Annotated in this window: 18 protein-coding genes and 1 tRNA gene; 9 read left to right on the top strand and 10 right to left on the bottom strand. The window is 70.0% G+C overall.

The features are described 5' to 3' along the window. Both IF29_RS0137005 and IF29_RS0137000 read right to left on the bottom strand, forming a co-directional pair. A partial coding sequence (locus IF29_RS0137005) for a transposase (protein ID WP_037598115.1) occupies positions 1-653 on the bottom strand: 653 nt, incomplete at its 3' end. Between the two features lie 66 nt (positions 654-719). Next, positions 720-1,148: a DUF6869 domain-containing protein gene (locus IF29_RS0137000; protein WP_157624120.1), complete on the bottom strand. Its 429-nt coding sequence runs from the start codon at positions 1,146-1,148 to the stop codon at positions 720-722. 245 nt (positions 1,149-1,393) lie between these two features. Here IF29_RS0137000 and IF29_RS0136995 point away from each other — a divergent pair, with 245 nt between their 5' ends. The 4 genes from IF29_RS0136995 (at position 1,394) to IF29_RS46540 (ending at position 5,334) form a co-directional block, all read left to right on the top strand. Then, positions 1,394-2,164: a hypothetical protein gene (locus IF29_RS0136995; RefSeq protein ID WP_157624119.1), complete on the top strand. Its 771-nt coding sequence runs from the start codon at positions 1,394-1,396 to the stop codon at positions 2,162-2,164. Between the two features lie 209 nt (positions 2,165-2,373). Further along, the gene (locus IF29_RS44135) at positions 2,374-3,906 is read left to right on the top strand and encodes a HEAT repeat domain-containing protein (RefSeq protein WP_051726521.1); all 1,533 of its coding nucleotides are present in this window, start codon (positions 2,374-2,376) and stop codon (positions 3,904-3,906) included. Between the two features lie 336 nt (positions 3,907-4,242). Then, positions 4,243-4,635 (top strand): cupin, encoded by a 393-nt coding sequence (locus tag IF29_RS46545; RefSeq protein ID WP_157624117.1) that lies wholly within the window; start codon positions 4,243-4,245, stop codon positions 4,633-4,635. Between the two features lie 333 nt (positions 4,636-4,968). Then, positions 4,969-5,334, top strand: coding sequence for a hypothetical protein (locus IF29_RS46540; RefSeq protein WP_157624116.1), 366 nt, complete (start codon positions 4,969-4,971; stop codon positions 5,332-5,334). Positions 5,335-5,406: 72 nt separating this feature from the next. Here the strand turns inward: IF29_RS46540 and IF29_RS0136975 are convergent, their stop codons facing one another. Then, the gene (locus tag IF29_RS0136975; RefSeq protein WP_030265194.1) at positions 5,407-5,922 is read right to left on the bottom strand and encodes a hypothetical protein; all 516 of its coding nucleotides are present in this window, start codon (positions 5,920-5,922) and stop codon (positions 5,407-5,409) included. A gap of 1,501 nt (positions 5,923-7,423) precedes the next feature. Then, complete coding sequence (locus IF29_RS44130) at positions 7,424-7,948, bottom strand: SRPBCC family protein (protein WP_051726520.1); 525 nt, start codon at positions 7,946-7,948, stop codon at positions 7,424-7,426. A 138-nt stretch (positions 7,949-8,086) separates the two neighbouring features. On the opposite strand from IF29_RS44130, the gene IF29_RS0136965 reads away from it, so the two are divergent. The 3 genes from IF29_RS0136965 to IF29_RS0136955 all read left to right on the top strand — a co-directional run bounded on the left by IF29_RS0136965 (position 8,087) and on the right by IF29_RS0136955 (position 12,289). Continuing rightward, a complete protein-coding gene (locus IF29_RS0136965; protein WP_030265188.1) occupies positions 8,087-9,013 on the top strand; it encodes a helix-turn-helix domain-containing protein in 927 nt (308 codons plus the stop codon). A gap of 198 nt (positions 9,014-9,211) precedes the next feature. After that, on the top strand, positions 9,212-10,189 hold the full coding sequence (locus tag IF29_RS0136960; protein ID WP_030265185.1) for a hypothetical protein: 978 nt from the start codon (positions 9,212-9,214) through the stop codon (positions 10,187-10,189). Between the two features lie 84 nt (positions 10,190-10,273). After that, positions 10,274-12,289 (top strand): WD40 repeat domain-containing protein, encoded by a 2,016-nt coding sequence (locus IF29_RS0136955; protein WP_084715444.1) that lies wholly within the window; start codon positions 10,274-10,276, stop codon positions 12,287-12,289. 232 nt (positions 12,290-12,521) lie between these two features. Here the strand turns inward: IF29_RS0136955 and IF29_RS0136945 are convergent, their stop codons facing one another. The 4 genes from IF29_RS0136945 to IF29_RS0136930 form a co-directional block, all read right to left on the bottom strand. Continuing rightward, positions 12,522-12,920, bottom strand: coding sequence for a hypothetical protein (locus tag IF29_RS0136945; RefSeq protein ID WP_030265176.1), 399 nt, complete (start codon positions 12,918-12,920; stop codon positions 12,522-12,524). A 392-nt stretch (positions 12,921-13,312) separates the two neighbouring features. After that, positions 13,313-13,386 (bottom strand) — tRNA-Pro (locus tag IF29_RS0136940). 168 nt (positions 13,387-13,554) lie between these two features. Continuing rightward, complete coding sequence (locus IF29_RS0136935) at positions 13,555-14,937, bottom strand: MFS transporter (RefSeq protein ID WP_030265172.1); 1,383 nt, start codon at positions 14,935-14,937, stop codon at positions 13,555-13,557. A gap of 52 nt (positions 14,938-14,989) precedes the next feature. Then, positions 14,990-15,850: an acyl-CoA thioesterase gene (locus IF29_RS0136930; RefSeq protein ID WP_030265170.1), complete on the bottom strand. Its 861-nt coding sequence runs from the start codon at positions 15,848-15,850 to the stop codon at positions 14,990-14,992. Between the two features lie 407 nt (positions 15,851-16,257). On the opposite strand from IF29_RS0136930, the gene IF29_RS0136925 reads away from it, so the two are divergent. After that, on the top strand, positions 16,258-18,165 hold the full coding sequence (locus IF29_RS0136925; protein ID WP_051726519.1) for a hypothetical protein: 1,908 nt from the start codon (positions 16,258-16,260) through the stop codon (positions 18,163-18,165). A gap of 18 nt (positions 18,166-18,183) precedes the next feature. On the opposite strand, the gene IF29_RS0136920 is transcribed toward IF29_RS0136925, so the two are convergent. Both IF29_RS0136920 and IF29_RS42790 read right to left on the bottom strand, forming a co-directional pair. Next, positions 18,184-19,536, bottom strand: coding sequence for an ABC transporter substrate-binding protein (locus IF29_RS0136920; RefSeq protein WP_232242778.1), 1,353 nt, complete (start codon positions 19,534-19,536; stop codon positions 18,184-18,186). A gap of 166 nt (positions 19,537-19,702) precedes the next feature. Further along, the gene (locus IF29_RS42790) at positions 19,703-20,215 is read right to left on the bottom strand and encodes an MTB12 C-terminal domain-containing protein (protein ID WP_051726518.1); all 513 of its coding nucleotides are present in this window, start codon (positions 20,213-20,215) and stop codon (positions 19,703-19,705) included. A gap of 289 nt (positions 20,216-20,504) precedes the next feature. Between IF29_RS42790 and IF29_RS0136910 the strand changes: the two genes are divergently transcribed. Then, a complete protein-coding gene (locus IF29_RS0136910) occupies positions 20,505-21,065 on the top strand; it encodes a hypothetical protein (RefSeq protein ID WP_051726517.1) in 561 nt (186 codons plus the stop codon). Positions 21,066-21,070: the final 5 nt, after the last annotated feature.

Here is a 21,070-nt window from a genome sequence, read left to right as displayed (position 1 = left end):
ACGCGGACGGCCACGCCGCCAGGGGTGCGGCCGCGGTGTCGTTCGAGGTCGAGTTGGCCCTTGAAGGTCTCGTTGATCGATTCGATGACCTGTCGCAGTAGCTTGAACAGCTGTGATCCGAGCCGCTCGGCCTCGCCCTTGCGGGCTGGCCGCAGCAGCCGGATGTCCAGTTCGGCCAGTTGCTGCTCGAACTCGCGGCCGAAGTAGTTCTTCTCTCCGATGGCGCAGTATCCGTACTGGGCCCATCCGGCCAGGTCGGAGCGTTTGACGGTCTCGCGGGAGCGCCCGCACTCGACGGGCGTGGAGTCCACGACCCACACGTCGTCGCTCCACAGCGTGGTGTCCCGCGCCAGCGTGCGGGTGACGCGCCGGATGAGGCCGGCGGCCTTGCGAAGGCGTTTGTTGTAGCCGGGCTGTTGGGGCAGGTAGGGGAACAGGTGCCGCAGGTTGGCGTGGGCGTGCCGCAGCCAGCGGGCCTCGGAGGTGAAGCCGAGCATGGCCTGCATCATCGCCAGGGTCACCAGTTCGGCGTCGCTCAGCTGCGGGCTAATGCCCACCGCCGGCCGCCACGGGCCGAACTGCGGCGAACCCTTCAGCAGGTCGTCGGCCTTCACATAGAGTGCGGTGGCGAGGGAGTCCAACTCTGTCTTCACACACCGACGTTGGACTCCCTCACTTCGACTGCGCAGGAGCGACAAGCCTGCCGCGGGTGCCCTGGACTACGAGCCCACGCGCTTACGGGCAGGCAGCGCGGGTATCCACGGAGCCAGCCGTTCCTCGGCCGCCGGTGCCAGCGTCCCGCTGTCCAGCCACACCGAGGCCAGGGCCCGGCGGAACGGCGGACAGCGGCGCGCCAATGCCTCGATCTGCAGAGAGAGCTCATTCCCGTATTGGGTGACGAGGTCCTCCAGAGGCCCTGCACCCACAACAGCCTCTCCGGAATCGTCTGGGAAGGACTGCAACAGGGCCACGACGAACTCCAGCGCTTGCACGCCGCCCTGATCTATCCGCTCCCTGGCCGCCTCGTAGCCCGCGAACACCGCAGACGGTTCTCCCCGGCCCCAGCGCTCTCGATCGGCACGGGTGCCCGTGGCCAGCCGCTGAGCTTCCCACCAACAGCGGGCCAGCGCGTCGAAATTCTCAGTCACAGCCACGATTGTGCAGTCGACTGCCTTCCACATGCTTGGAATAGATCATCTAGTAAAGCCCGACCAGCCGTCCATTCGCCCGGTGGAATGTTGCGTCGCCGGAAACCCGGCGGCGTGAACAGCCGCCCGCACCGATCGGTCGATGATCAACAGGGCGGCCACTATGTGTTTGTCGCGGACGAGCGCCGACCTGCACCCAGTGGGACATTTGATAGACAGCATCCCTGCAGCAGCAGGAGGCTCCCGTGATCCAATGCCGTCGCTGGCGTTGTCTCAGCGTCACCGTTGCCGCGCTGGCCGGGGCCACCGCGCTCACCCTCACCAGTTGCAGCGGCAACTCCGCGAACAGCGCACTCAACAGCGAGCCCACAGCGACATCACCCACTGGCTCCCCCAAGCCCACGCCCAGCAGCACGGGCCAAGCGCCAGCCGGGTCCGAGACGCTGCCTACGAAGAGCATGCTCACCGCGGCTCTGCTCACCGAGGCCGACCTCGGCTATCCATACAGCCGGCAACCCATCACCCACCCCACCGATACCAGCAGCACCAGCGGCTGCGGACAACTCCAGGCGCTTAACAGCAGTCAATCCACCAGCTCACAGGGACTGGACGCGGACGCGCTCTTCACCGCCGGTACGACCGGCCCCTTCATCGAAGAGACACTCACCGCCGAAAACTCGACCGACCTGAGCCGCGACTACACCGCCGCAGCCGCCGCCCTGAACTCCTGCACCGACCTGACCGTCACGTCGAGCGGCACCAGCATCAGCTTCCAACTGACACCAATCACCTTCCCTGGCCCCCAGTCCACCGCCCGCCGCATGGACGGCACCTACCAAGGCGTGGCGTTCAACGGATACCTCGTGCTGGAACACATCGGCGACGTCGCCATGACCTTCACCTTCCTGCAGGTGTACGACGGATCCTCGCAAACTGCGGAAGCCTACTTCCACCAGGCCCTGACCAAGATCGAACAGGTCCTCAATCTCAGCCACTCCCCAACTGCCCCCGCCTGAGCAGCCGCCGAAGAATCCACTGAAGCCCGCAAGCTCCCGGCTGTCGGCAGGCGGCCGGTCCACGGATCCTTAGCCGCAGCGACAAGTCAACCGATGCCCCCGGGCCGGGAGCCTCGAGCCACAATCTGCGTGGCAATTCGGCACCAAGGCCGGATACCCTGGCTGACCAGCGCCGGAGCAGCGTCACCAGTACCAAGGCGGGGATATCAGTGGCGAGTGCAGCGAACAACGACCGACGCGCGGAGCAGGCGGCGGTGCTGGCGGCGCTGCGTGAGTTCCCCGCCGGCGGCCTCCCGTCCGCGATCGGGCTCGCTGACGCCCTCGCCGTGCTTGAGAGCGTTGCTGACCTGCGCGGGCTCCCGCCGGCGTGGTGGATCGACTTCGATCAGGCCGTGCGCACAGGCAGTGCCTGGTGGACGGTCCGTGCGAGCGAGACCAACGACCGGCTGCACGCCCTGCTGCCCGGTGGCTGGCAGTGGGCGGTCTCGGTCTGCTCGCGCGACGGGCTCAAGCGCGAAGCGGCGCTGCTGGAGAACCGGCTGCCACACAGCCACCCGGCACTGTTGCCGCTGCTGGTAGTGCGCTGCTCGGACTGGGCCCCGCCGGTACGCCACCGCGCCGAACAACGCCTCGCACGGGCGCTGGCCGACGCTGCACCCGGAGATCTGGGTCTGGCGTGCGCGACGGCCTGGGCCTGCCAGCCGCGCTCGCGCGGAGCAGTCGCCGTCCGGCTGACCGCTGATCGCCTGCCCGACGCCGGACCGGCCCTGTGGCAGGGCCTGTTCGCATTCCCCGACCACCGCACCCGCCGCCGCGCTCTGGCCGAGGCACCGCAACACCTCGCAGTGAGCCAAGACCAGTTCGTCGCACTCGCGCTCACGGATCCGGACGTCAGCGTCGCGCGTGGTACCGCCGAACGCATCCTGCTGCAATGCGTCCCACCCCTCGACGCTCCCCTCACCAGCAGCGCCGAGGTGGTGGTACGGCAACTACTGCTCGCCCGGATCCCCCAGGTGCGGGCTGCCGCGGTCACGGTACTGCGCCGCGGCCAGCGCCCGGACCTGGCCGTGCCCCTCCTGCTGGACCGCTCCACGCTGGTGCGCCAGACCGCACGCTGGGTGGTCCGCAGCCACGGTCAGGACCCCGCCGCCCAGTGCCGCAACCTGCTCGCCCGCGCCGGCGCCGACGCCCTGGCCGGCGCCGGCGCTGTCCAGGGACTTGCCGAATGCGGCGACGCCTCGGACGTCCCCTGGTTCCGGATCCAGTTGGGCAGTCCCCGGCCCAAAGCCCGAGCGGCCGCGCTACGCGCACTCACCTCGCTGGCTCCGCTGACCACAGCGGACCTCCTCGCCCTGCTGGAGCACGACCACTCCCCCTCGGTCGGCCGCGCCGTCGTCGAAGCACTCACCGCTACGGCCCACCCCCTCCCCCATGCACTGCTCCGCCACTGGCTCGCCCCCACGCAACGGCCGGAGCTGCGCCGCCGAGCCATCACACTGCTCCGGGCGAGCGACGCCTGGACCCGCCTGGCAACAGACCTTCAGCTGATCACCGACCCCGACCCGGACACTGCCCGCGCAGCAGAGTCAGACCTGCGCAACTGGCTCTCTCTCGCCGCACTCGGACACCGCCCGCCGTCACCGGAGAGCTCAGCGGCGATCGAATCCCTCCTGCCCGCCGCCGAAGCGGTCCTCGATACGCGAACACTGCATCAGATCCGCTTCCGGATTCCGCAGCAATAGCAGTGACGGGGGTGTTGGCACGGCGACGGGAAGGATGCAGCTACAGCGCTACTCTGTGCCGATCCTTGGGGGCCCGGGTGATGTCCGATGGCAGGTAGGGCAGTGCTGGGGCCGGCCATCGTTTGGCGTAGCGGTGGTCCGCAGCGGCCAGCGGATCGGCATCATCGAACTCGTCGGCGCGCCCAGCAACGACCCCGGCTACAAGACGGCATCGCCGCCATCGCAATAAACTGCTTGGCCTCCTGCCCCGGGGCACCACCCACCCACGAAGCCCTTCAGCAGCGCTACTCAAACCTCTACGATCATTTCCTTCCGCACCTGCCCGGAGGGGACTTCTTGGAGATCTTCCAGTTCGATCGCGACGAAGGGCGCATCACCCAGCACGCGAGCGTCGGCCTGCTCGCCACGCGCATCGCCACAGGGAGCGGTCCTGTCCACCTCACCCATCTGAAGGTCGAACCCGGCGGAACCATCGGCACCCACCCCGCCACATCGCCCCAGATGTTCCTGGTCATCACCGGAGACGGTTGGATCGCCGGCCCGGACGGCGCACGCTCCACGATCACCGCAGGTCAGGGCGTCTGCTGGGACCGCACCGAAGACCACACCTCCGGCACCGAGAACGGCCTCACGGCAATCGCCGTCGAAGGCACGCCACTTACCCTCTACGCCCCCGAAGCTCCGGGAGCTACGGGAGCTACGGGAGCTACGGGAGCTCCCAACAGCTGACGCTCGCCAGCCACCAGGGCCCGGTGACCTTCGGTCGCCGGGCCCACAACATCACGCTCATCGCTGCCCTCAACCGCGGCGGCGACCTTGATGCCCGAACTGCACCCGCTGTCCAGGCATCAAAACAGCCCGCACCTCACTCGGGTCGTTGCCGTGCGCGGAGCAATCGGCCAACCCGCCGCGACGGCCATGATGGGCTGGACGCGGGCTGTCCCCCTGATCCTCAGCCGATGGCTCGCTTCGTGCTTGGGCAGGCCGCCCTGCCGTCGACAGCGGGAGTCCAGTGGCACCACGTGTCAGTAGGTCATGGCATGGTGGCGCCCGGACGAAGTCATGGAAGAAGCCGAGGTGGCCACGCTGGCAGAACGACTGCGGGACCACTGGGATCGGTTGGGTGCCACGGAACAGGCATGGCTTACCAACGTGTGGCCGGGGTGCGCACCGGACGATCGGCTTCCCGGTCTGGTCTGTGTGTCAATGGAGCGCAAGCCCAAGTGGGTGGACGCGTGCTGGATCGGTGTCGTGCTGGGGCTCGGGCATCGATCAGTGCGCCTGCACGAGTTGAACCCGCAGGCACGCTGGCACCGCAGGCCGTCGAAGTTCCGGCTGGATGCCATCTCCACCGTCACCTTCGGGGGCAGCTACGAACGAATCCTGGAGGAGTTCGCCGGCGAGCGCCTCGAACCGGACGTTCAGTGAGGTGGTGGACGCCGGCTGGGTGCCCCGCCCTGGCTGAATGTCTCGGTCATCGAACCGAGAAGCGGACAGCCCTCAATCGTCGGCGGCGACGACGAGTCTCAAGAGCAAGCGTTCTTGGTCGACGGCGACGTACTCGTGGAAGTCGACGTGCACGCCGCCCCAGTCATGGAGGGCCTTGCTCCCCAGATCTCCCAGGGAGTAGCAGCTGGTGGCCGAGTCGACAATGGCGAAAACCTGCGAGGCGAGATCCGCTTCCAGGGACTCCGGGACCGGGCCGTGCTGGTCGACCCAGTCGCGAAGCCTGGAGAGGGCCTCGGCCTTGCCGATCAGCTGGTAGGAGTGTTCTGTGACGTGCTTGAGCCAGTATGGGCCGTGGCGGGTTCCGGACGGTTCGACGCCGCCGCCTGCGTAGTCGTCGCGGAACTGTTCGTGGGCGATGAGCGCCGTGAGCAGCTCGCTGTCCTGGGTGTCCTGTGGGATGCGGAATGACTTCACATCGACCCAGCGGTAGCCGTGCCCGCCGTGCTCCGTGAAGTCGTAGTCGCGGAAGTTCAAGAAGGTCTGAGCATCGAAGACAAGCTGTGTCACCGCTCCACGCTATCCCGCCGCGAAACGAAGACGCGTAGCGGCTGATCAGCGGGAGGTCGGTGTTGATCGCGTCTTGCTCGCGGCGGCGAAATCCGGGGTCCTCGGCGAAGAACTCCGCCCACACCGCCGCTCTCCGGGCCTGCCGCCCTGCGGCGCGGATGCGCGGGCCGTCTCGCTGGCAGCGAGATCCAGCGGCGAGGACACTGGTACGCCGCCGAGCCTCCTCGGAATTCCCAATAGCCCAGCGCAGCGCCGTGGCTGGTGACCGAGTAACCAATTCTGTATCCACCGCAGGTCACCGGCGCGGCCCGGGACGGGCTTGGGGACGGGAATCGGGCAGTTCGTGGAGCCTCCCTGTGCTCAGTTCGGCGGGCCGGCTGGCGGGTATGGCGGCACTGGTGGCGTGTGCCACGGATTTGTGCCCGGCGGTGCAAAGGAGGTCTGCGGCGGTGACGGTGCCCCCATAGTCGACGGCGGCCCGTAGCCGGCGGGCGATGGCGGTGCGGCCGGGGGCTGTGGCGCTCTGGCGACCCGTAGTGCGGCGATGGCGGTAATGAGTCCGGCTATGGCGGAGATGAGCCCGGTGGCGGCGGTGATGATTCCCGCGATGTCGACCGAGGATCCCGACGAGCCTGGAACGCTGCCTTTGCTCGTCTGCCCGGGCAGCAGGAGCACGGCGACCACCAGCAACAGAACGCCCGCGATGACCAGGATGAGTGCGTTGCGCGCCAGTTTCCGTGCTCGCGGCGACCACGAGTGTCTCAACTCTGCAGTTCCGTCCCGCTTCCCCATGGGGAACACCGTAGAACGATCACGTGGATCAGGGACAGGTTCCGCAGGATACGGCTGACCTGCCACCCATGGAGAGCGAGGCCGTCCGCCTCGGCCGCCGACTCCACACCCGAGCCCGAAGCGACTGTTCGCGGGGCGGCCGACCTACGACGCCCCGTTCATGCGCGCCTGCCGCGACTGCGGAGCCCTGACTCCCTTTCTCAGCGAAGAAGCCCGTCGACGGCTCGACGCCGAGGCCGACTCGCTGGGCGACGTCCAACGCTCGTGATCCGGTAGGTCCGCACGCCGCTACGTCCGCCAGGCCCAGGCCGCAGGATCGGCGGCCCGGATCCGGGCGAGCTGAGCGGCGAGTTGGCGTATCTGCTCCAAGAAGCCGTTCAGCGCCGTGGCAACGATGAGGGTCTCCTCAGGGCTCAGCTCGCAGTCGTCGAACTTGACAGGAGCGGCAGCTGGCGCGGCCGATCGGGCGCGCCCGGATACGCGATGTTGTACGCCTCGCCGACCCGGTGACCCGGTACACCGCCCCGCCGAGCTCTGCGACTTCCTGCGACAACACAGCCCCAGATAGCCCGAAAGGCCGCCCCCGCCTCCCGGCAGAAACGGCCTCCGACCCGCAGTGATGCTGGCCGGGACGACAGAATTTGAACCGGCGACTCCCTGACCCCCAGACATGGCCACAGGATCTGGTACGGCCCGATGTCGCCTGCGATCACGGCACGGCGTTGCAGGTTACCCACTGGGCCAGGGCTACCAGCGTGGACTCCACACTGTCGGCCATGTGGTCACGCAGCGCCTCGACCTCCTCGCAGGTGTCACCCAGGACCGGATCAGTGCGCAACAACTGCCAGGACTGCTGGACCACGCTGCCGTCGCCCTGTTCGCGGAAGTGCCAGCTCCAGCGCACGATGCCGTGGTCGGCGCCACCGACGACGAAGGCGAACGCGGCCCCCGGATCGGCCTGCACCACCTCGGACTCGGTTACCCATTCGCGTCCGCCCCGGCGGTTGCGACCGCTGAAGCGGGCGCCGACCCAGGGCCCGTCGCCAGCTGCGTAGCTCACCGCGCTGGCGCTAGGACTCCACGTCTCGATCAGACCCACGTCGCTGACAAGGCGATAGAGAGCATCGGGTTTCGCGTTCACCCAGCACCGCCGGGTGAACGCGAAAGGAGTCAGGTCGAGCCCGGCCAACGGGTGCGGCGAGTCGGCGGTACGCAGGTCGGTTGCGGCGTTCATGGGTTCCTGCCGGGAGCGAGAAGGGGAGAGAGGCATGCAGCTCATCCTGTGGCCCGCGGTCGGGACCAGCCAGACCCCACGGATACCTACCCCAGCAGGGTGAGGTACCGAACGCCGCAGCTACGCATACTCGGAACCATGAACAAGCACGGGCAACTCGCCGACTTCCTCCAGGTACGCCGGGGCCAACTGCGACCCGAGGACCTCGGGCTGCCGACCTACGGTGAGCGGCGCCGGGTGCCAGGGCTGCGACGGGAGGAACTCGCGATGCTCGCCGGCATCAGCGCGCCCTACTACACCCGCCTGGAACAGGGCCAGTCACGCAACGCCTCCCCCGAGGTACTCGACGCTATTGCGAGGGCCCTGCGACTGGACGAGTCCGAACGTGCCCATCTACACACCCTGGCGCGTGCCCCGAAAGGAGGGAAACCCGCGGCGCGGCCACGGGCAGAACGAATCACTACGGCGACCAGCGCGCTGCTGGCAGCCCTCGATGGCACACCCGCCATCGTCATGGGAAGACGCAGCGATGTCCTGGCCTGGAACCGTCAAGGCCACGCACTGTTCGCCGGCCATCTCGATTCGACCAGCCCCGAGGACCCCGGTCGTCGGCCGAACATGGCCAAGCTGGTGTTCCTCGACGCGCACACCCGTGACCTCTATGCCGACTGGCCCGCCAAGGCCAGGGCCGTAGTGGGCAACCTGCGGCTGACGGCCGGCCGGTACCCGGAGGATCCGCAACTGGCCGCGCTGATCGGCGAACTGACCATGCGCAGCCCGCAGTTCGCCACGATGTGGGCCGACCACCGGATCCTGGCCTGCGACAGCGCCGACTACGAGATGCGCCACCCCCTGGTCGGATCCCTGACCGTCACTCAGCAGACCTTGCAGAGCCCACAGGGCGACGGTCCGGTTCTCGTGGTGGCTACCGCTGTCCCCGGTTCCCCCTCGGCCACAGCCCTGGCACTTCTCGCCCACACCACCGCCCACACCTCCGCCTACGCCTCCGCACCGCGGGACCCGGCCCCGCAGTACCACGACGCCGAGCCCCCCAGCACGGGCTGACCCGGGCCCCTCCGCAGCCCGATCGCAGCCCGCTACGTGCTCATCGCCGTAGCGCTCCGCTCGCCTGTCCCTGCGTCCCTGCCTGCCCTGAACACAGCCGCGCGCTCCGCTCAGCGGCACCGCCGCCCACGACGCGCTCCCCGAACTACGGCACCGCAACGCGGCTGCCGCATGCCCAAAACCAGTAGAGGAACAACCATGTCCAAGCGAAGCATCATGACCACCGTCTCGGCGCTCCTCGTGGCCGCGGCAACCCTTACCGCCGCCGCACCGGCCGGCGCCACGCCGTCGGCCCGCGGTGCGCTGACCGATGTCCGCATCGCCGACCACTTCGACCTTTCCGCAGGCCAGACGCCGGAGAACGTCACGTTGCTGCCGGACGGCACAGCGGACGTCACCTTCGCCGCCGCCCACCAGGTCGCCCAGATCACCCCGGGAGGCCGGACTCGCATCCTGGCGACCCTGCCCGCGCCCGCGGACGGCGGGGTCCACACGCCGGTTCTCGGCTTCGCTCTGACCACTGGGATCGTCCGCACCCCGGACGGCACCTTGTATGTGCTGTACGCGACCGGCACAGCCGACTTGACCGGGCTGTGGCGGATCCGTCCCGGGCACACCCCGCAGCGCATCGCCGCGCTGCCCGCCACCGGCCTGCCCAACGGGCTGGCATTGGACCAGAACAGCAAGCAGCTCTACATCACCGACTCAGTGCTCGGCACGGTGTGGACCGTCCCCACCACCGGCGGTACCCCCACCGCGTGGTCCACCGCCCCCGAACTCGCCTCGACCGGGTTCCTCGGCGCCAACGGCGCCAAGGTCCACAACGGCGCGCTGTGGGTGACCAACCTCGACAAGGGCACCCTCCTGCGGATCCCCATCGACACCCGCAACCGCGCCGGATCGCCCCAGGTCCGGGCATCCGGACTGGTCGGCCTTGACGACTTCGCCTTCACCGGCCGCGGCGACCAGGTCCTGGCAGCGCTCAACGGCCCCAACCAGGTCGTGCTCATCCAGCCCGACGGCACCAGCACCACCGTTCTGGACGCCTCCGACGGACTCCAGGGCCCCACCTCCATCGCCCTGCACGGCAACGATGTGGACGTCTTCAGCGCCGCCTACACCACCGCCACCGACCCCAACCTGCTGCGCGCGCACCTGCGCGGAAGCCGCCTGTAGGACCGGCCCGCTACACAGGGGTCGAGCCATCCCTGCGCGACAGGTACCGACCCGGTGCGCGGGCGCAGTTGCTAGCGTGACCGCATGCTCGTCGAGACTGCATGGGCCTCAATCGTGCCCCGGACCGAACGGGAGATCTTGGAGGGTCACACCGGTCCGGTACGGGCTGTGTGCGCCTTCGAATCACCAGCCGGAGTGACACTGCTGGCAAGCGCCAGCCAGGACGGGACCATGCGCATCTGGGACCCTGCGACCGGCAGGCAACTGCGCGTCCTGCACGGTCACTCCGGCGAGGTGACCACCGTACTCGCCCTGACCGGGGTCCTGGTCAGCGCTGGTCAGGACGGGACAGTGCGCACCTGGGATCCGGACAGCGGAAGGCAGTTGCTGGTCCTTCCCGGCTACCGCGGCGGGTCACGCGTCGAGGTGTGCGGGGAGGGCCTGGTCGCCAGCGCCACCGACGCCGGGGCGGCTCTCTGGGACCCGGCGACCGGCCGGATCCGGCAGGTCTTCCCCGAAGCCGACCACGCGATGAGCGCCCTGCAGGCCCAAGGCCGGACGCTCGTCGCCACGCGCTGCGGCAAGGCCGGAGTGGGCGTGTGGGACCTGGCCACGGGCGAGCAGCTCTGGCGTCACCATCCCGACGTCCACACGACCTCGGGCGTGTGCGCCGTCACCGTCGGCGGCAGGACGTTGGTAGCCAGTGCGGGCTACGACAAGGAGATGGACAACGGCCGTGCCCGGCTGTGGGACCCGCTCACCGGCGAGCTTCAGTTGACGATCGAGTGCGGGTCGCTCGTTGAGCGGACTCTCGACCGGGTGTGCGACGTGCGCCCACTCGACCTGGACGGCAGGCAGGTCCTCCTCGGGATCGGACAGAAGACGGTACGCGTCTGGGACCCGACCACCGGGGCGCTGCTCCAGGCGTTCATCGCCCCCTCCCAGTGGGTCGAGTCCACCTGTCTGCTGCGCCTCGACGGCAGGCCGCTGCTGGCGATCTCCGAGAGGTACCGCGGCACGATCCACCTCTGGGATCCGGCGACCGGTCAACTGGTCCACAGCCTCACGGGCGAGCGCAGCCCCATCGAGGCGCTGTGCGCGTTCGAGCACGACGGCCGGACCCTGCTCGCCAGCGCCGACGGCCACAGCCGAACCGTGCGGATCTGGGACCCCCAGCACACCCCTCCCCGAGCACGCCACCGCGGCCACACCGACGAGGTCCTCGGCGTCTGGGCCGTCGGCGGCCGACTCATCAGCGTCGCCGATCAATCGGTGCGCATATGGGACCCGACCACCGGCACACCGCTCCACCGGCGCCGGGGATACCTGTTCGGCATCGCCGACATCGTCGAACTCACGGTGGCCGGAGCACCGTTGCTCGCCGGCGCCTTCAGCGTCTACGACGCCGGAACGATCCGCCTGTGGGATCCGGCGACCGGCCGCCAGATTCGCCGACTGGAGCGCCGCTGGGAGGAGGGCCCCTCGCTGCTCTGCCCGTTCACCCGCGACGGCAGGACCCTTCTGGCGGCAGGCGACGAGTACGACGTCCGCACCTGGGACCCCGCCACCGGCCGACTCGAACAGCAGAGCCCGTGCGGTGCCGACACCACCTGGCTCGGCCGGGTCGTCATCGACGGCCACCCCGCGATGGTCGGCCGAAGCCGAAACCACGGCCTGCGGATCTGGGACGCCGAAGCCGCCGCCTGGCACCCCGCACCCACCGGTCTGCACCCCGCGGACGGTGACGACGGCTTCGCCTTCATGCTCCGGGACCGCCCGCTGGTGGCCCACGCGGAGAAGAATGGCACGGTCCACATCCAGGACCTGCTCACGGGCGAGCCTCGCTGCACTCTCCGTGGTCATACCGGGAACTGGATCACCGCCATCACCACGATGACCGTCGCCGCCCGCTCCTACCTGGTCACCTCCGGCGGAGCCGATCGCACCGTCCGCCTCTGGGACCTGGACGCCGGCAACTGCGTCCTGATCATCCCCGTCCACCACGAAACGCTCCGGGCCGCACCGCTCGCCGACGACCTGCTGGCCGTCGCCGTCCCGGCCGGCGTCCTCACCTACCGCCTCCGGGCGACCCCCTCATGAGTCCCGGCAGCACAACCAGTCAGCAACGGCGGAGAAGCTGTGACGGAAGCTGGACCCCAGCGTGAACGGCGACGCGACCGCCAACGCCACCGCACCCCCGACCAGCACCAACTTGCGTCCGCTCAGCACCATCGCGCCACCACCCCTTACGTGCCAGACCCTCGGTGTCAAGACCAGGAACAGTCGTCGTCGCGCACAGCGACAAGCACCTCCGCGATGTGCACTAGGCAGCTCAGAGAGGCGAAGTCGCTCCGCGATGCCGGGTCACCTCGTCGAAGATGCTCCATCCGTCGACCTCTTCGGCGGTGGGATCGTCGGGTTGCCAACCCCGACTCAGGGCTACGTCGAGCATCGCCCTGACAGTGCCCGGCTCATGCAGGTTCATAGTCCTGCCGAACTCCGTGCCGACTGCCCCGGACGGCACAAGGTACCCGTCCGGGACAAAACGATCAGCTCCCGCCGGGAACACGATGCGCAAACTGCCCGCCGCCTTGAACCGTCGGATGACGAGGGTCTCGCAGCAGTCCTCGTACTGGCCGTTGCCCAGGACGCGATGGCTGTGGCTCAAGGCCCAGAGGAAGACCTCCCCCTCGACCACGAGACGTCGTGCCCTCTTCGCGCTGCGAACCATCCGCCGATCCTAGCGAAAGCCGACCGGCCAGCGGACTCATCGCGAGTCTGCTCAGAGGCACTGCGACGTCAGCAGATAGGGAACCGTGAATTCGAGCGCGAGTCCGTCGCCACGACGCCGCGGCGGCCAGTACGGAGTGTTCACCAATTCATCGCGAGGACGCTCTGGCCACGCCGCCGATATTTGTCACCCGCGTTCCAGAAAATCCCCGGAATGACAAATTCCGCGCGCAGAGCGTGAGCCTCGATGCGCCTCGTGTGACCGCTCCGGTCCCCAGCTGGTCCCCAACCCCCCTGACTGGACGCCGCCGGGCTCGGCCCGCTTCTGACGCCCTGTCACGCAAAAGCCCTCCGACTAGGACTTTCGTCCAGTCGGAGGGCTTCCGTTCACTGTCGGGACGACAGGATTTGAACCTGCGACCCCCTGACCCCCAGTCAGGTGCGCTACCAAGCTGCGCCACGTCCCGAGGCTGCGGTGCCTTGCGGCTCTGCGGCCTGTTCCCGGTCTCCCGGGCACAGGAAGAACAATACAGCACGGCGGCCCGTGCTCGCGCACGCCTTTCGGATCGGGTTCGGGCGGCGGATGCGCTGGTCAGAGGGGCGGCGGGCAGTGGGACGGCGCTCGGGGCGGCGGCTCAGGGTGTCGGGTGGCGGGAGTCGTAGCGGGCGAAGGAGGGGTAGCGGGCGGTCAGCAGGAGCATGACGGCGACGCAGGCCAGGCCGCCGCTCACGGCGGAGAACGTGGGCGAGGTGAGCTGGGCGACCGTGCCGGATTCGAAGTCGCCCAGGCGCGGGCCGCCGGCGACGACGACCACGAAGACGCCCTGGAGCCGGCCGCGCATGTCATCCGGGGCCGCTGCCTGCATGATCGTGTTGCGGAAGATCATGCTGACGGTGTCCGACGCGCCGGCCACCGCGAGCAGCAGCAGGCCCAGCCACAGATGGCGCGCCAGGCCGAAGCCGGCGATCGACAGCCCCCAGGCGAGTACCGCGCAGATGACCGCGAGGCCGTGCCGGTGCACCCGGCTGACCCAGCCGGAGAACAGCGCTCCCAGCAGCGCGCCGACCGCGGGGGCGGCGGCCAGCAGGCCGACGGTGCGGGCGTCGCCGTGGAAGAGGAGCAGCGCGAGGGCCGGGAAGAGGGCGCGCGGCATGCCGAAGACCATGGCCGCGAGGTCGGCCATGAAGCTCATCCGGAGGTTGGGGCGGTCCTTCAGGAAGCGCAGCCCGTCCAGGACCGAGGCGCGGGGACGGGCCCCGTCCGCCTTCCCATCACCACCGCTGCCGCTGCTCTGCGGGCGCATCGACGGCAGCCGCCACATCGCGTACAGCGAGGCGCTGAAGGCGATGGCGTCGACCAGGTAGGCCGCCTGGTAGCTCCACACCCCGATCAGCAGGCCGCCCAGCATCGGCCCGACCGTCAGCCCCAGGTTCATGCTGACCGTGGACAGCGCGTTGGCCGCCGGCAGCTGCTCGGCGGGGACGAGCCTGGGCACCATGGACGCCCGTGCCGGCGCGTTCAGCGCGAAGCACACCGCCTGGAGCGCCACCACCAGGTAGAGGACCCAGACCTGCCGCACGCCCAGGAAGGCCTGGCCCGCCAGTGCCGCCGACAGCACCGCCAGGCCCGACGCGCCGTACAGGCCGAGCTTGCGCCGGTCCATGGTGTCGGCGATGGCGCCGCCGTAGAGGCCGAAGGCGACCAGGGGGATCAGCGAGCAGAGACCGACGAGTCCGGTCGCGAAGGGTGATCCCGTCAGCGCGTACACCTGGACCGAGATGGCCAGTGCGGTCATCTGCTGTCCGACGGACGAGACGCTCTGCCCGAACCACAGCCGCCGGAAGTGGGCGCTGGTGCGGAGCGGGGTGACGTCCGCGAGCGCGGTGCGCGCCAGGCGCCGCAGCCGACCGGACGAGCCGGAAGAAGCCGGGGCCGCGGCCGCGGCAGGGGCCGGGACAGGGGCTATGGACTCGGGCGGCGGGGGCTTGGCTGCACTGCTGGTCTGTTCCTTGGGCACGTGTCATCTTCTCGCGTCCGCGGCGCGCCCTTTCCCTCGCCCCTGCCCGGGGCTACTCCGCGATCCGGCGGAACAACCCCTCCTGCATCACCGACACCACCAGCTGCCCCTGCCGGTCGAACAGCTGACCGCGCGCCAGCCCCCGTCCACCGACCGCCACCGGCGACTCCTGCTGGTAGAGCAGCCAGTCGTCGGCCCGGAACGGCCGGTGGAACCACATCGCGTGGTCCAGCGAGGCCATGTCGAAGTGCCGCTTGCCCCACAGCGGCTCCACCGGGATCCGGACCGCGTCCAGCAAGGTCATGTCACTCGCGTAGGTCACCGCGCAGGCGTGCACCAGCGGATCGTCCGACAGCGCGCCGTTGGTCCGCAGCCACACCGCGCTGCGCGGCTCGACGCCCTTCAGCTCCTCCTGGGTCCACCGGAGCCGGTCCACGTAGCGGATGTCGAAGGGCTGGCGACGGCTGATGAACGGCGGCAGCTCGCCCAGCACCGAGCCGACCTCCTCCAGTGCGGTCGGCAGCGACTCCGGATCGGGCACCTCCGGCATCGCCAGCTGGTGCTCGAACGGCGACTCCTCCGGCAGGTGGAAGTCGGCCGTCAGGGCGAAGATGGTCCGCCCTTGCTGGACGCCGAGCACCCGCCGGGTGGTGAACGAGCGCCCGTCCCTGATCCGGTCGACCTGGTAGACGATCGGCACCCCCGGGATCCCCGGCCGCAGGAAGTAGGCGTGCAGGGAGTGCACCGGACGGTCGGCCGCCACCGTGCGCCCGGCCGCGATCAGTGCCTGCCCGGCCACCTGGCCGCCGAAGACCCGTTGCAACGACTCCTCCGGGCTGCGCCCCCGGAAGATGTTGAGCTCGATCTGCTCCAGGTCCAGCAGATCGACCAGCTGGTCGACGGGGTTGCCCATGGGGTGTACGTCCTCTCGGTGCCCACGCACGTGTGCGCTCTCGTGCGCTCTCGCGCCATTCTCCCCTGCGGCACCGCTTCCGCCCGCATCCAGCCGGCACGCCGCCCGGGCACGGGTCGCACGCGACCCGGATCCGAATCGGATCCGACCCGGACGCGACCCTGATGCGACTCACGTACGGCTTTCTCCCAGGTCGCGGTCAGCTGATCCACAGGGTCCCGGCCGCGTCAACCCCGTCCCACCGGCCCCCGCCCCGAGCGCAGGGGATACTCCGTGCGCCCCCCGTCCGGGTGATTCCGCCCGAGGAGGTGACGTACCGCATCAGTGCAGGTCACAAGCATAAGAATGCGGAATGAACACCTTCTCATCCGGGCAATACCGCCCATCTCGCATGCCATGATGCGGCCGTGCCTCTTGTCTCACCTGTCAGCTCCGCCGGTGCCGGTTCGCCCCCGCCGGACGAGGGCGGGAACCAGTCCGATCAGGACGCGTCGTCTTCCGGGTTCCTCACCGGCTTCCGCATCCCCGGCTGGCTCGGGTCCAGTGCCGGCACCCTGCACCGGCCCCCGGAGCAGGTCAACCGGATGCTCACGGTGCTGGCCTGCTCCAGCATGCTGATCGGCGCCCGGGACGTCTGGAACCGCACGATCATCAACCAGCAGGTCCACGCCCTGGCGGTGATCCTCTACTTCGGCGCCATCGTCGTGCTCGGGGTGCTCGCGCTGTCGGTGCGCACCCGGCGCGCGATGATCCTGGTGGACTGCGCCGCGCTGCTGGTGGCTGCGCTGGAGTGCGTCAACCGCTTCTTCACCGTCACCGCCGCGCATCCGACCACCGGCCCCTCCAGCCACGTCTACTACGGCACCGACGAGGGCTCGCTGGTCGACATGGCGGCCAGGACGCTGCTGCACGGCGGCCACATCTACGGCACCCAGTGGCCGCAGATCTTTTCGCTCTTCCATGTGGGCACCACCCCGCTGATGAACGGCGGGGCCGCGACCGGGCTCGACTACCCCCCGCTCGGGCCGATCTTCACGGCCGTCCCCATGTACCTGGGGCTCAGCCACCCCCCGGCCGGGCTGGCCGCCACCGCGATGCTGCTGCTGGCCTCGGTGGTGATGTTCCTGCTGCTGCCCGCTCCCTGGCGCTCCGTCTCCGTGATCGTTTGCTACGGATTCGGCTGGCTGCCCAGCTATGCCCAGATGGGCTACCCGGGCTGCATGGAGCTCCCGTTCCTGATGATCACCGTCGCCTACTGGCAGCGGACCGGACGCGGCGGGAAGCTCGGCCGCTGGGGCGTGGTCCGCGCGGTCTGCCTGGGCATCGCCATCTGCCTGCACCAACTCACCTGGTTCCTGGCACCGTTCCTGGTGGTCGGCCTCTACCTGATCCGGCGCGGCGAGATGCCCGCCCGCGACGCGCTCCGGCTGGTGGGCCGGTACGTGGCGATCGCCCTGGGCGTCGCCGCGCTGATCAACCTCCCCTTCATCATCCAGGGCCCCTACGCCTGGCTGCAGGGGGTCTTCACCCCGATCTTCCAGAAGGCCATCCCCAGTGGCCAGGGCCTGGTCGGCATCTCGTACTACTTCCGCGACGGCAGTGGCAACATCCACCTCTACAGCGAGGCCGGACTGCTGCTGGGCATGGCCATGCTGGTGCTGCTGGTGATCTTCCCGCGGCGACTCGGCCTCGCCGTCACGGTGATGCCCTGGCTGGTGTTCTACCTGTCGGCCCGCTCCCAGGAGGACTACTTCGACCTGACGGTGCCGCTGTGGGTGCTCGCCGCCGCGACCGTCAGCTCCACCGACTTCGACCGTGCCTGGCACCCCCGGCCGGCGCTGCTGCGGACCCGCACGGCCCGGGCACTGCTGGTGCCGGTGCTGCTGCTGCCCGCCGCGGCCGCGCTGGTCGGCGCGATCGTCACTCCCCCACCGCTGTCCATGCGGGTGACCTCGATCAGGGCCACCAACGGGGTGACCGGCGTCCAGGCGCTGGCGGGCACGGTGAAGCAGCTGGTGGTCAACGTCGACAACGTCACCGGGACCACCCTCACCCCGCACTTCGCCACCAGCACCGGGGCCAATATCTCCGACTACTGGAAGGTGCTCTCCGGGCCCGCGTCGCTGGCCCCGCACACCCGGGCGGTGTACCTTCTGTCCGCTCCGCACGGCGGCGTGAGCGGTCCCGGGGTACGCGGGAAGTTCCTGCTGCGGGCGGTCACCCCGCAACCGATGAGCATGTCCACCTCGCTGGTCGGCGTCGGGCCCCCGCTGTCGGCCAAGGCGCTCAAGCAGTTCGCCGCGCAGACCCCCTGACCCCTTACTGCCCAAGGGTCAGGGCCGGTAGGGCAGCGCCGGTACGTCGAAGCAGTTGGTGTCCATGTCCGGCACCTGGGTGACCCACCCTCCCCGCTCCCACCGCGCCACGTCCAGGCAGGCCCGCTGCAGCCCCTTCGGCGGGTCGGGCTGCGGCACGAACGAGGTGGGCACGAGCAGCCCGTGCGCCTCGTACGGCTGCGGCCGCTGCATGTACCGGTCCAGGCAGCCGCGGTCGATCTGCGCGCCGCAGGAGCCGGCCGCGTCGGCGAACCACTGCGCCGCGGCCCATCCTTCCAGCTCCCACTGCGACAACTGTCCTTCCCTGGACGGGAAGTAACGCTTCATCGCGGCCCGGAACGCGGCCACCGCCGGGTACTGCACATCCGTGTAGGACCGGCTGGTCGACGTCACCCAGAGCGCGTTCAGGCAGCCGGGCACGGACTGGTAGTCGGTCCCGGTCTGCGCGCTCCAGTTCAGCCCCGTGGTCACCTTGGCCGTCACGGTCACCCCGGCCGCCGCCATCGCCTGGCACAGCGCGACGTTGCCCCGGGTGTCCATGGCGTCGAGCAGCAGTTGGCTCCCGTCGGCCTTCATCGCCGCGGCGACCGCGGCGAAGCCGGGCAGCGCGAAGTCCACGGTCTCGTTGAGCACGTGGTAGCCCTCCGCCTTCAGCCCCTGCGTCACCTGGGCTGCGTACCGGGACGAGTCGGCCTGGTCGTAGTTGACCACCACGGCGCGACTGAGGCCGATCTTCTGCTTGAAGTACCGGTAGACCTCGGTGGTGAGGTACTCGGTGCCGTTCCAGCCGACGGCCTTGCCGTCGCGCGGCTCCGAGCTGCCGTCGATGGAGTAGAGGTGCGGGTAGCGGTCGTAGGCGGTGCCTATCGGCTCGCCGCCGATGTCCGGAACGCCTTGGGCGCTGACATAGGGGGCGCCCGCGTAGTCCAGGGCGCTGGTGGCGACCAGCGCCACCACATGGTCCTGGTCGATGAGCTTGTGGACGCAGCTCTGGTTCCCGCTGCCGGTGCCGCCGTCGTCGCAGGTCACCACGGTGACCTGACGACCGCCCCGCCCGGCCCCGGCGCCCAGGCCGCCGGCGGCGTCCAGGGCGCGGAAGAACGCCTGGGCGCCGTAGAGCGGCCCGCTGAACGTCCCGCTGCCCAGCAGGCTGGTGGCCGAGGTGACGATGCCGACGGTGACCGGCGGTCCGGAGGCCGCGCCGGAAGCGGTTCCCGACCCGGCCCCGGATCCGACCGCGGTCGCCCCCGCGGCGCCCCCGGCCCCGGTCGGGCCCGGTGCGGCGAAGTCGCGCTCCGGCAGCCGGCTCCCACAGGCCGGCAGGCACAGGACGAGGGCGGCGGCGAACACCGCTGCCGCCCTCGACCCCGAACAGCGCCGCCCCACGCGACGCCGCCCGGCACGACGCTGCCCCGCACGCCGCCGCCTCACGGAACCCAACTCCGCCCCCGTCCCTGTCCCCGTCCCCGTCTGCGCCCGGTCCCCCGCCCGGGCCCCCGTACGCCGACCGCGCCGCTCAGGAGCAGCCCGGCACGGCCGCGCCGCCGCTGTTCAGCTTGACCAGTCCGCACAGGGTCGCGTCGGCGACCTTCCAGACCCCGCCCTCCTGCACCGCCTTGCCGGCCGAGTTCGGCAGCACCGGCTGCCCGCTCTCGCACAGGTTGAAGGTCACATCGGCGGCGGTGGCGCTGGTGAAGGCGACCTTCTGCACGCTCACCGCGGCCTGCGCCGCCAGCGGGTTGCTGGCGAAGCCGGTGAGCACCGGGACGAAGGCCTTCCCGTTCTGCAGCAGTCCGAGCTTGGTGGCCGAGGGCGTGGAGGGGTCGAAGAACTTCTGGTAGGCGGTGGCGACCTGGGTGCCCGCCGCCGCGGTGTCGGCGGGACCGCTGCCGCTCACCGCGGGACTGGTGGTGGGCACGCACGGCCCGGTCGAGGTGCCGCCGGCGGCCGCGCTGCTGGACGCGGCGCTCGCCGATTCGCTGGGGGCCGCCGACGTTGCGGCGGCAGTGGTGGCCGCGCCCGTGGTCACGGACGCGCCCGGTGAAGCCGTGCCGCCTCCGCTGCTACTGCAGGCACCGGCGAGAAGCAGGACCGCAGCGGCGACGCCGACGCGTGGAGCGAACCTCTGAAGGCCTGTGGAACCGTCGATCATGGAACCCTCACCGTCCGACTGAGTATCCGATCTGACTAGGCGTCAGCTATCTTCCACGCTAGCGGTTACGGCGCATGATGGTCCTGTCGCTGCACGCAGTCGACCGAAATCGATGAGGGAACGTGACCGTCCACCGGTCCGTTCCTCCGGCCCACCAGGGGGGACGATGCCAGAACTGCGGGAGCCCGTACCGGAACCGGCGCGAGCTGCGAGGACGGCCCTGCAGGCGCTCCGCACCCACCTCGGCTGGGTCTGCTGCGCCGGCGGCGTGCTGCTCTGCGCCCTCGGCTGGTACGGCGTGTCCGGCGAGCGTTACACCGCACGGCAGATCCCCTACCTCGCCTCGGCGACCGCCCCCGGTGCCGCCCTGATCATCGGCGGCACGGTACTGCTCGCCGCCCGCCGCCGCGATACGACACCCTCCCCCGAGCAGCAGCGCAACCAGGAGCAGATGCAACGTCAACTCTCGCTCCTGTACCAGCTTCTGACGGATGCTGTGGAGACTGCCGAGTCTCCCCAGCCCTCCCGAGGGAACGGTTCCGACTCAACCGCCGGTGCGCGGACGGACGGCTCCGCCCTGCTCCTCGCCGTCCCTGGCGGCCGGACCTACCACCGCACCGGCTGCCTGCTGGTCCAGGGCCGCCAGGACCCGGAGCGGCTGCTCGACGGCGCCGCCTCCGAACGCGGCCTGCGTCCCTGCCCGTTGTGCGATCCGCCGGAGGTGTGAGCGCG

The sequence above is a fragment of the Streptacidiphilus jeojiense genome (assembly GCF_000719095.1).
Lineage (GTDB): Bacteria > Actinomycetota > Actinomycetes > Streptomycetales > Streptomycetaceae > Streptacidiphilus > Streptacidiphilus jeojiensis.
The sequence above is the reverse complement of the archived record's forward strand: the minus strand, read 5'-3'. Positions and strand labels throughout refer to the sequence as shown.

Excerpts from the sequence above, each read along its gene's own strand:
- IF29_RS46540 (WP_157624116.1), top strand. The coding sequence starts at position 4,969 with ATGGAAGAAGCCGAGGTGGCCACGCTGGCAGAACGACTGCGGGACCAC.
- IF29_RS44130 (WP_051726520.1), bottom strand. The coding sequence starts at position 7,948 with ATGAACGCCGCAACCGACCTGCGTACCGCCGACTCGCCGCACCCGTTG.
- IF29_RS0136965 (WP_030265188.1), top strand. The coding sequence starts at position 8,087 with ATGAACAAGCACGGGCAACTCGCCGACTTCCTCCAGGTACGCCGGGGC.
- IF29_RS0136960 (WP_030265185.1), top strand. The coding sequence starts at position 9,212 with ATGTCCAAGCGAAGCATCATGACCACCGTCTCGGCGCTCCTCGTGGCC.
- IF29_RS0136955 (WP_084715444.1), top strand. The coding sequence starts at position 10,274 with ATGCTCGTCGAGACTGCATGGGCCTCAATCGTGCCCCGGACCGAACGG.
- IF29_RS0136945 (WP_030265176.1), bottom strand. The coding sequence starts at position 12,920 with ATGGTTCGCAGCGCGAAGAGGGCACGACGTCTCGTGGTCGAGGGGGAG.
- IF29_RS0136930 (WP_030265170.1), bottom strand. The coding sequence starts at position 15,850 with ATGGGCAACCCCGTCGACCAGCTGGTCGATCTGCTGGACCTGGAGCAG.
- IF29_RS0136910 (WP_051726517.1), top strand. The coding sequence starts at position 20,505 with ATGCCAGAACTGCGGGAGCCCGTACCGGAACCGGCGCGAGCTGCGAGG.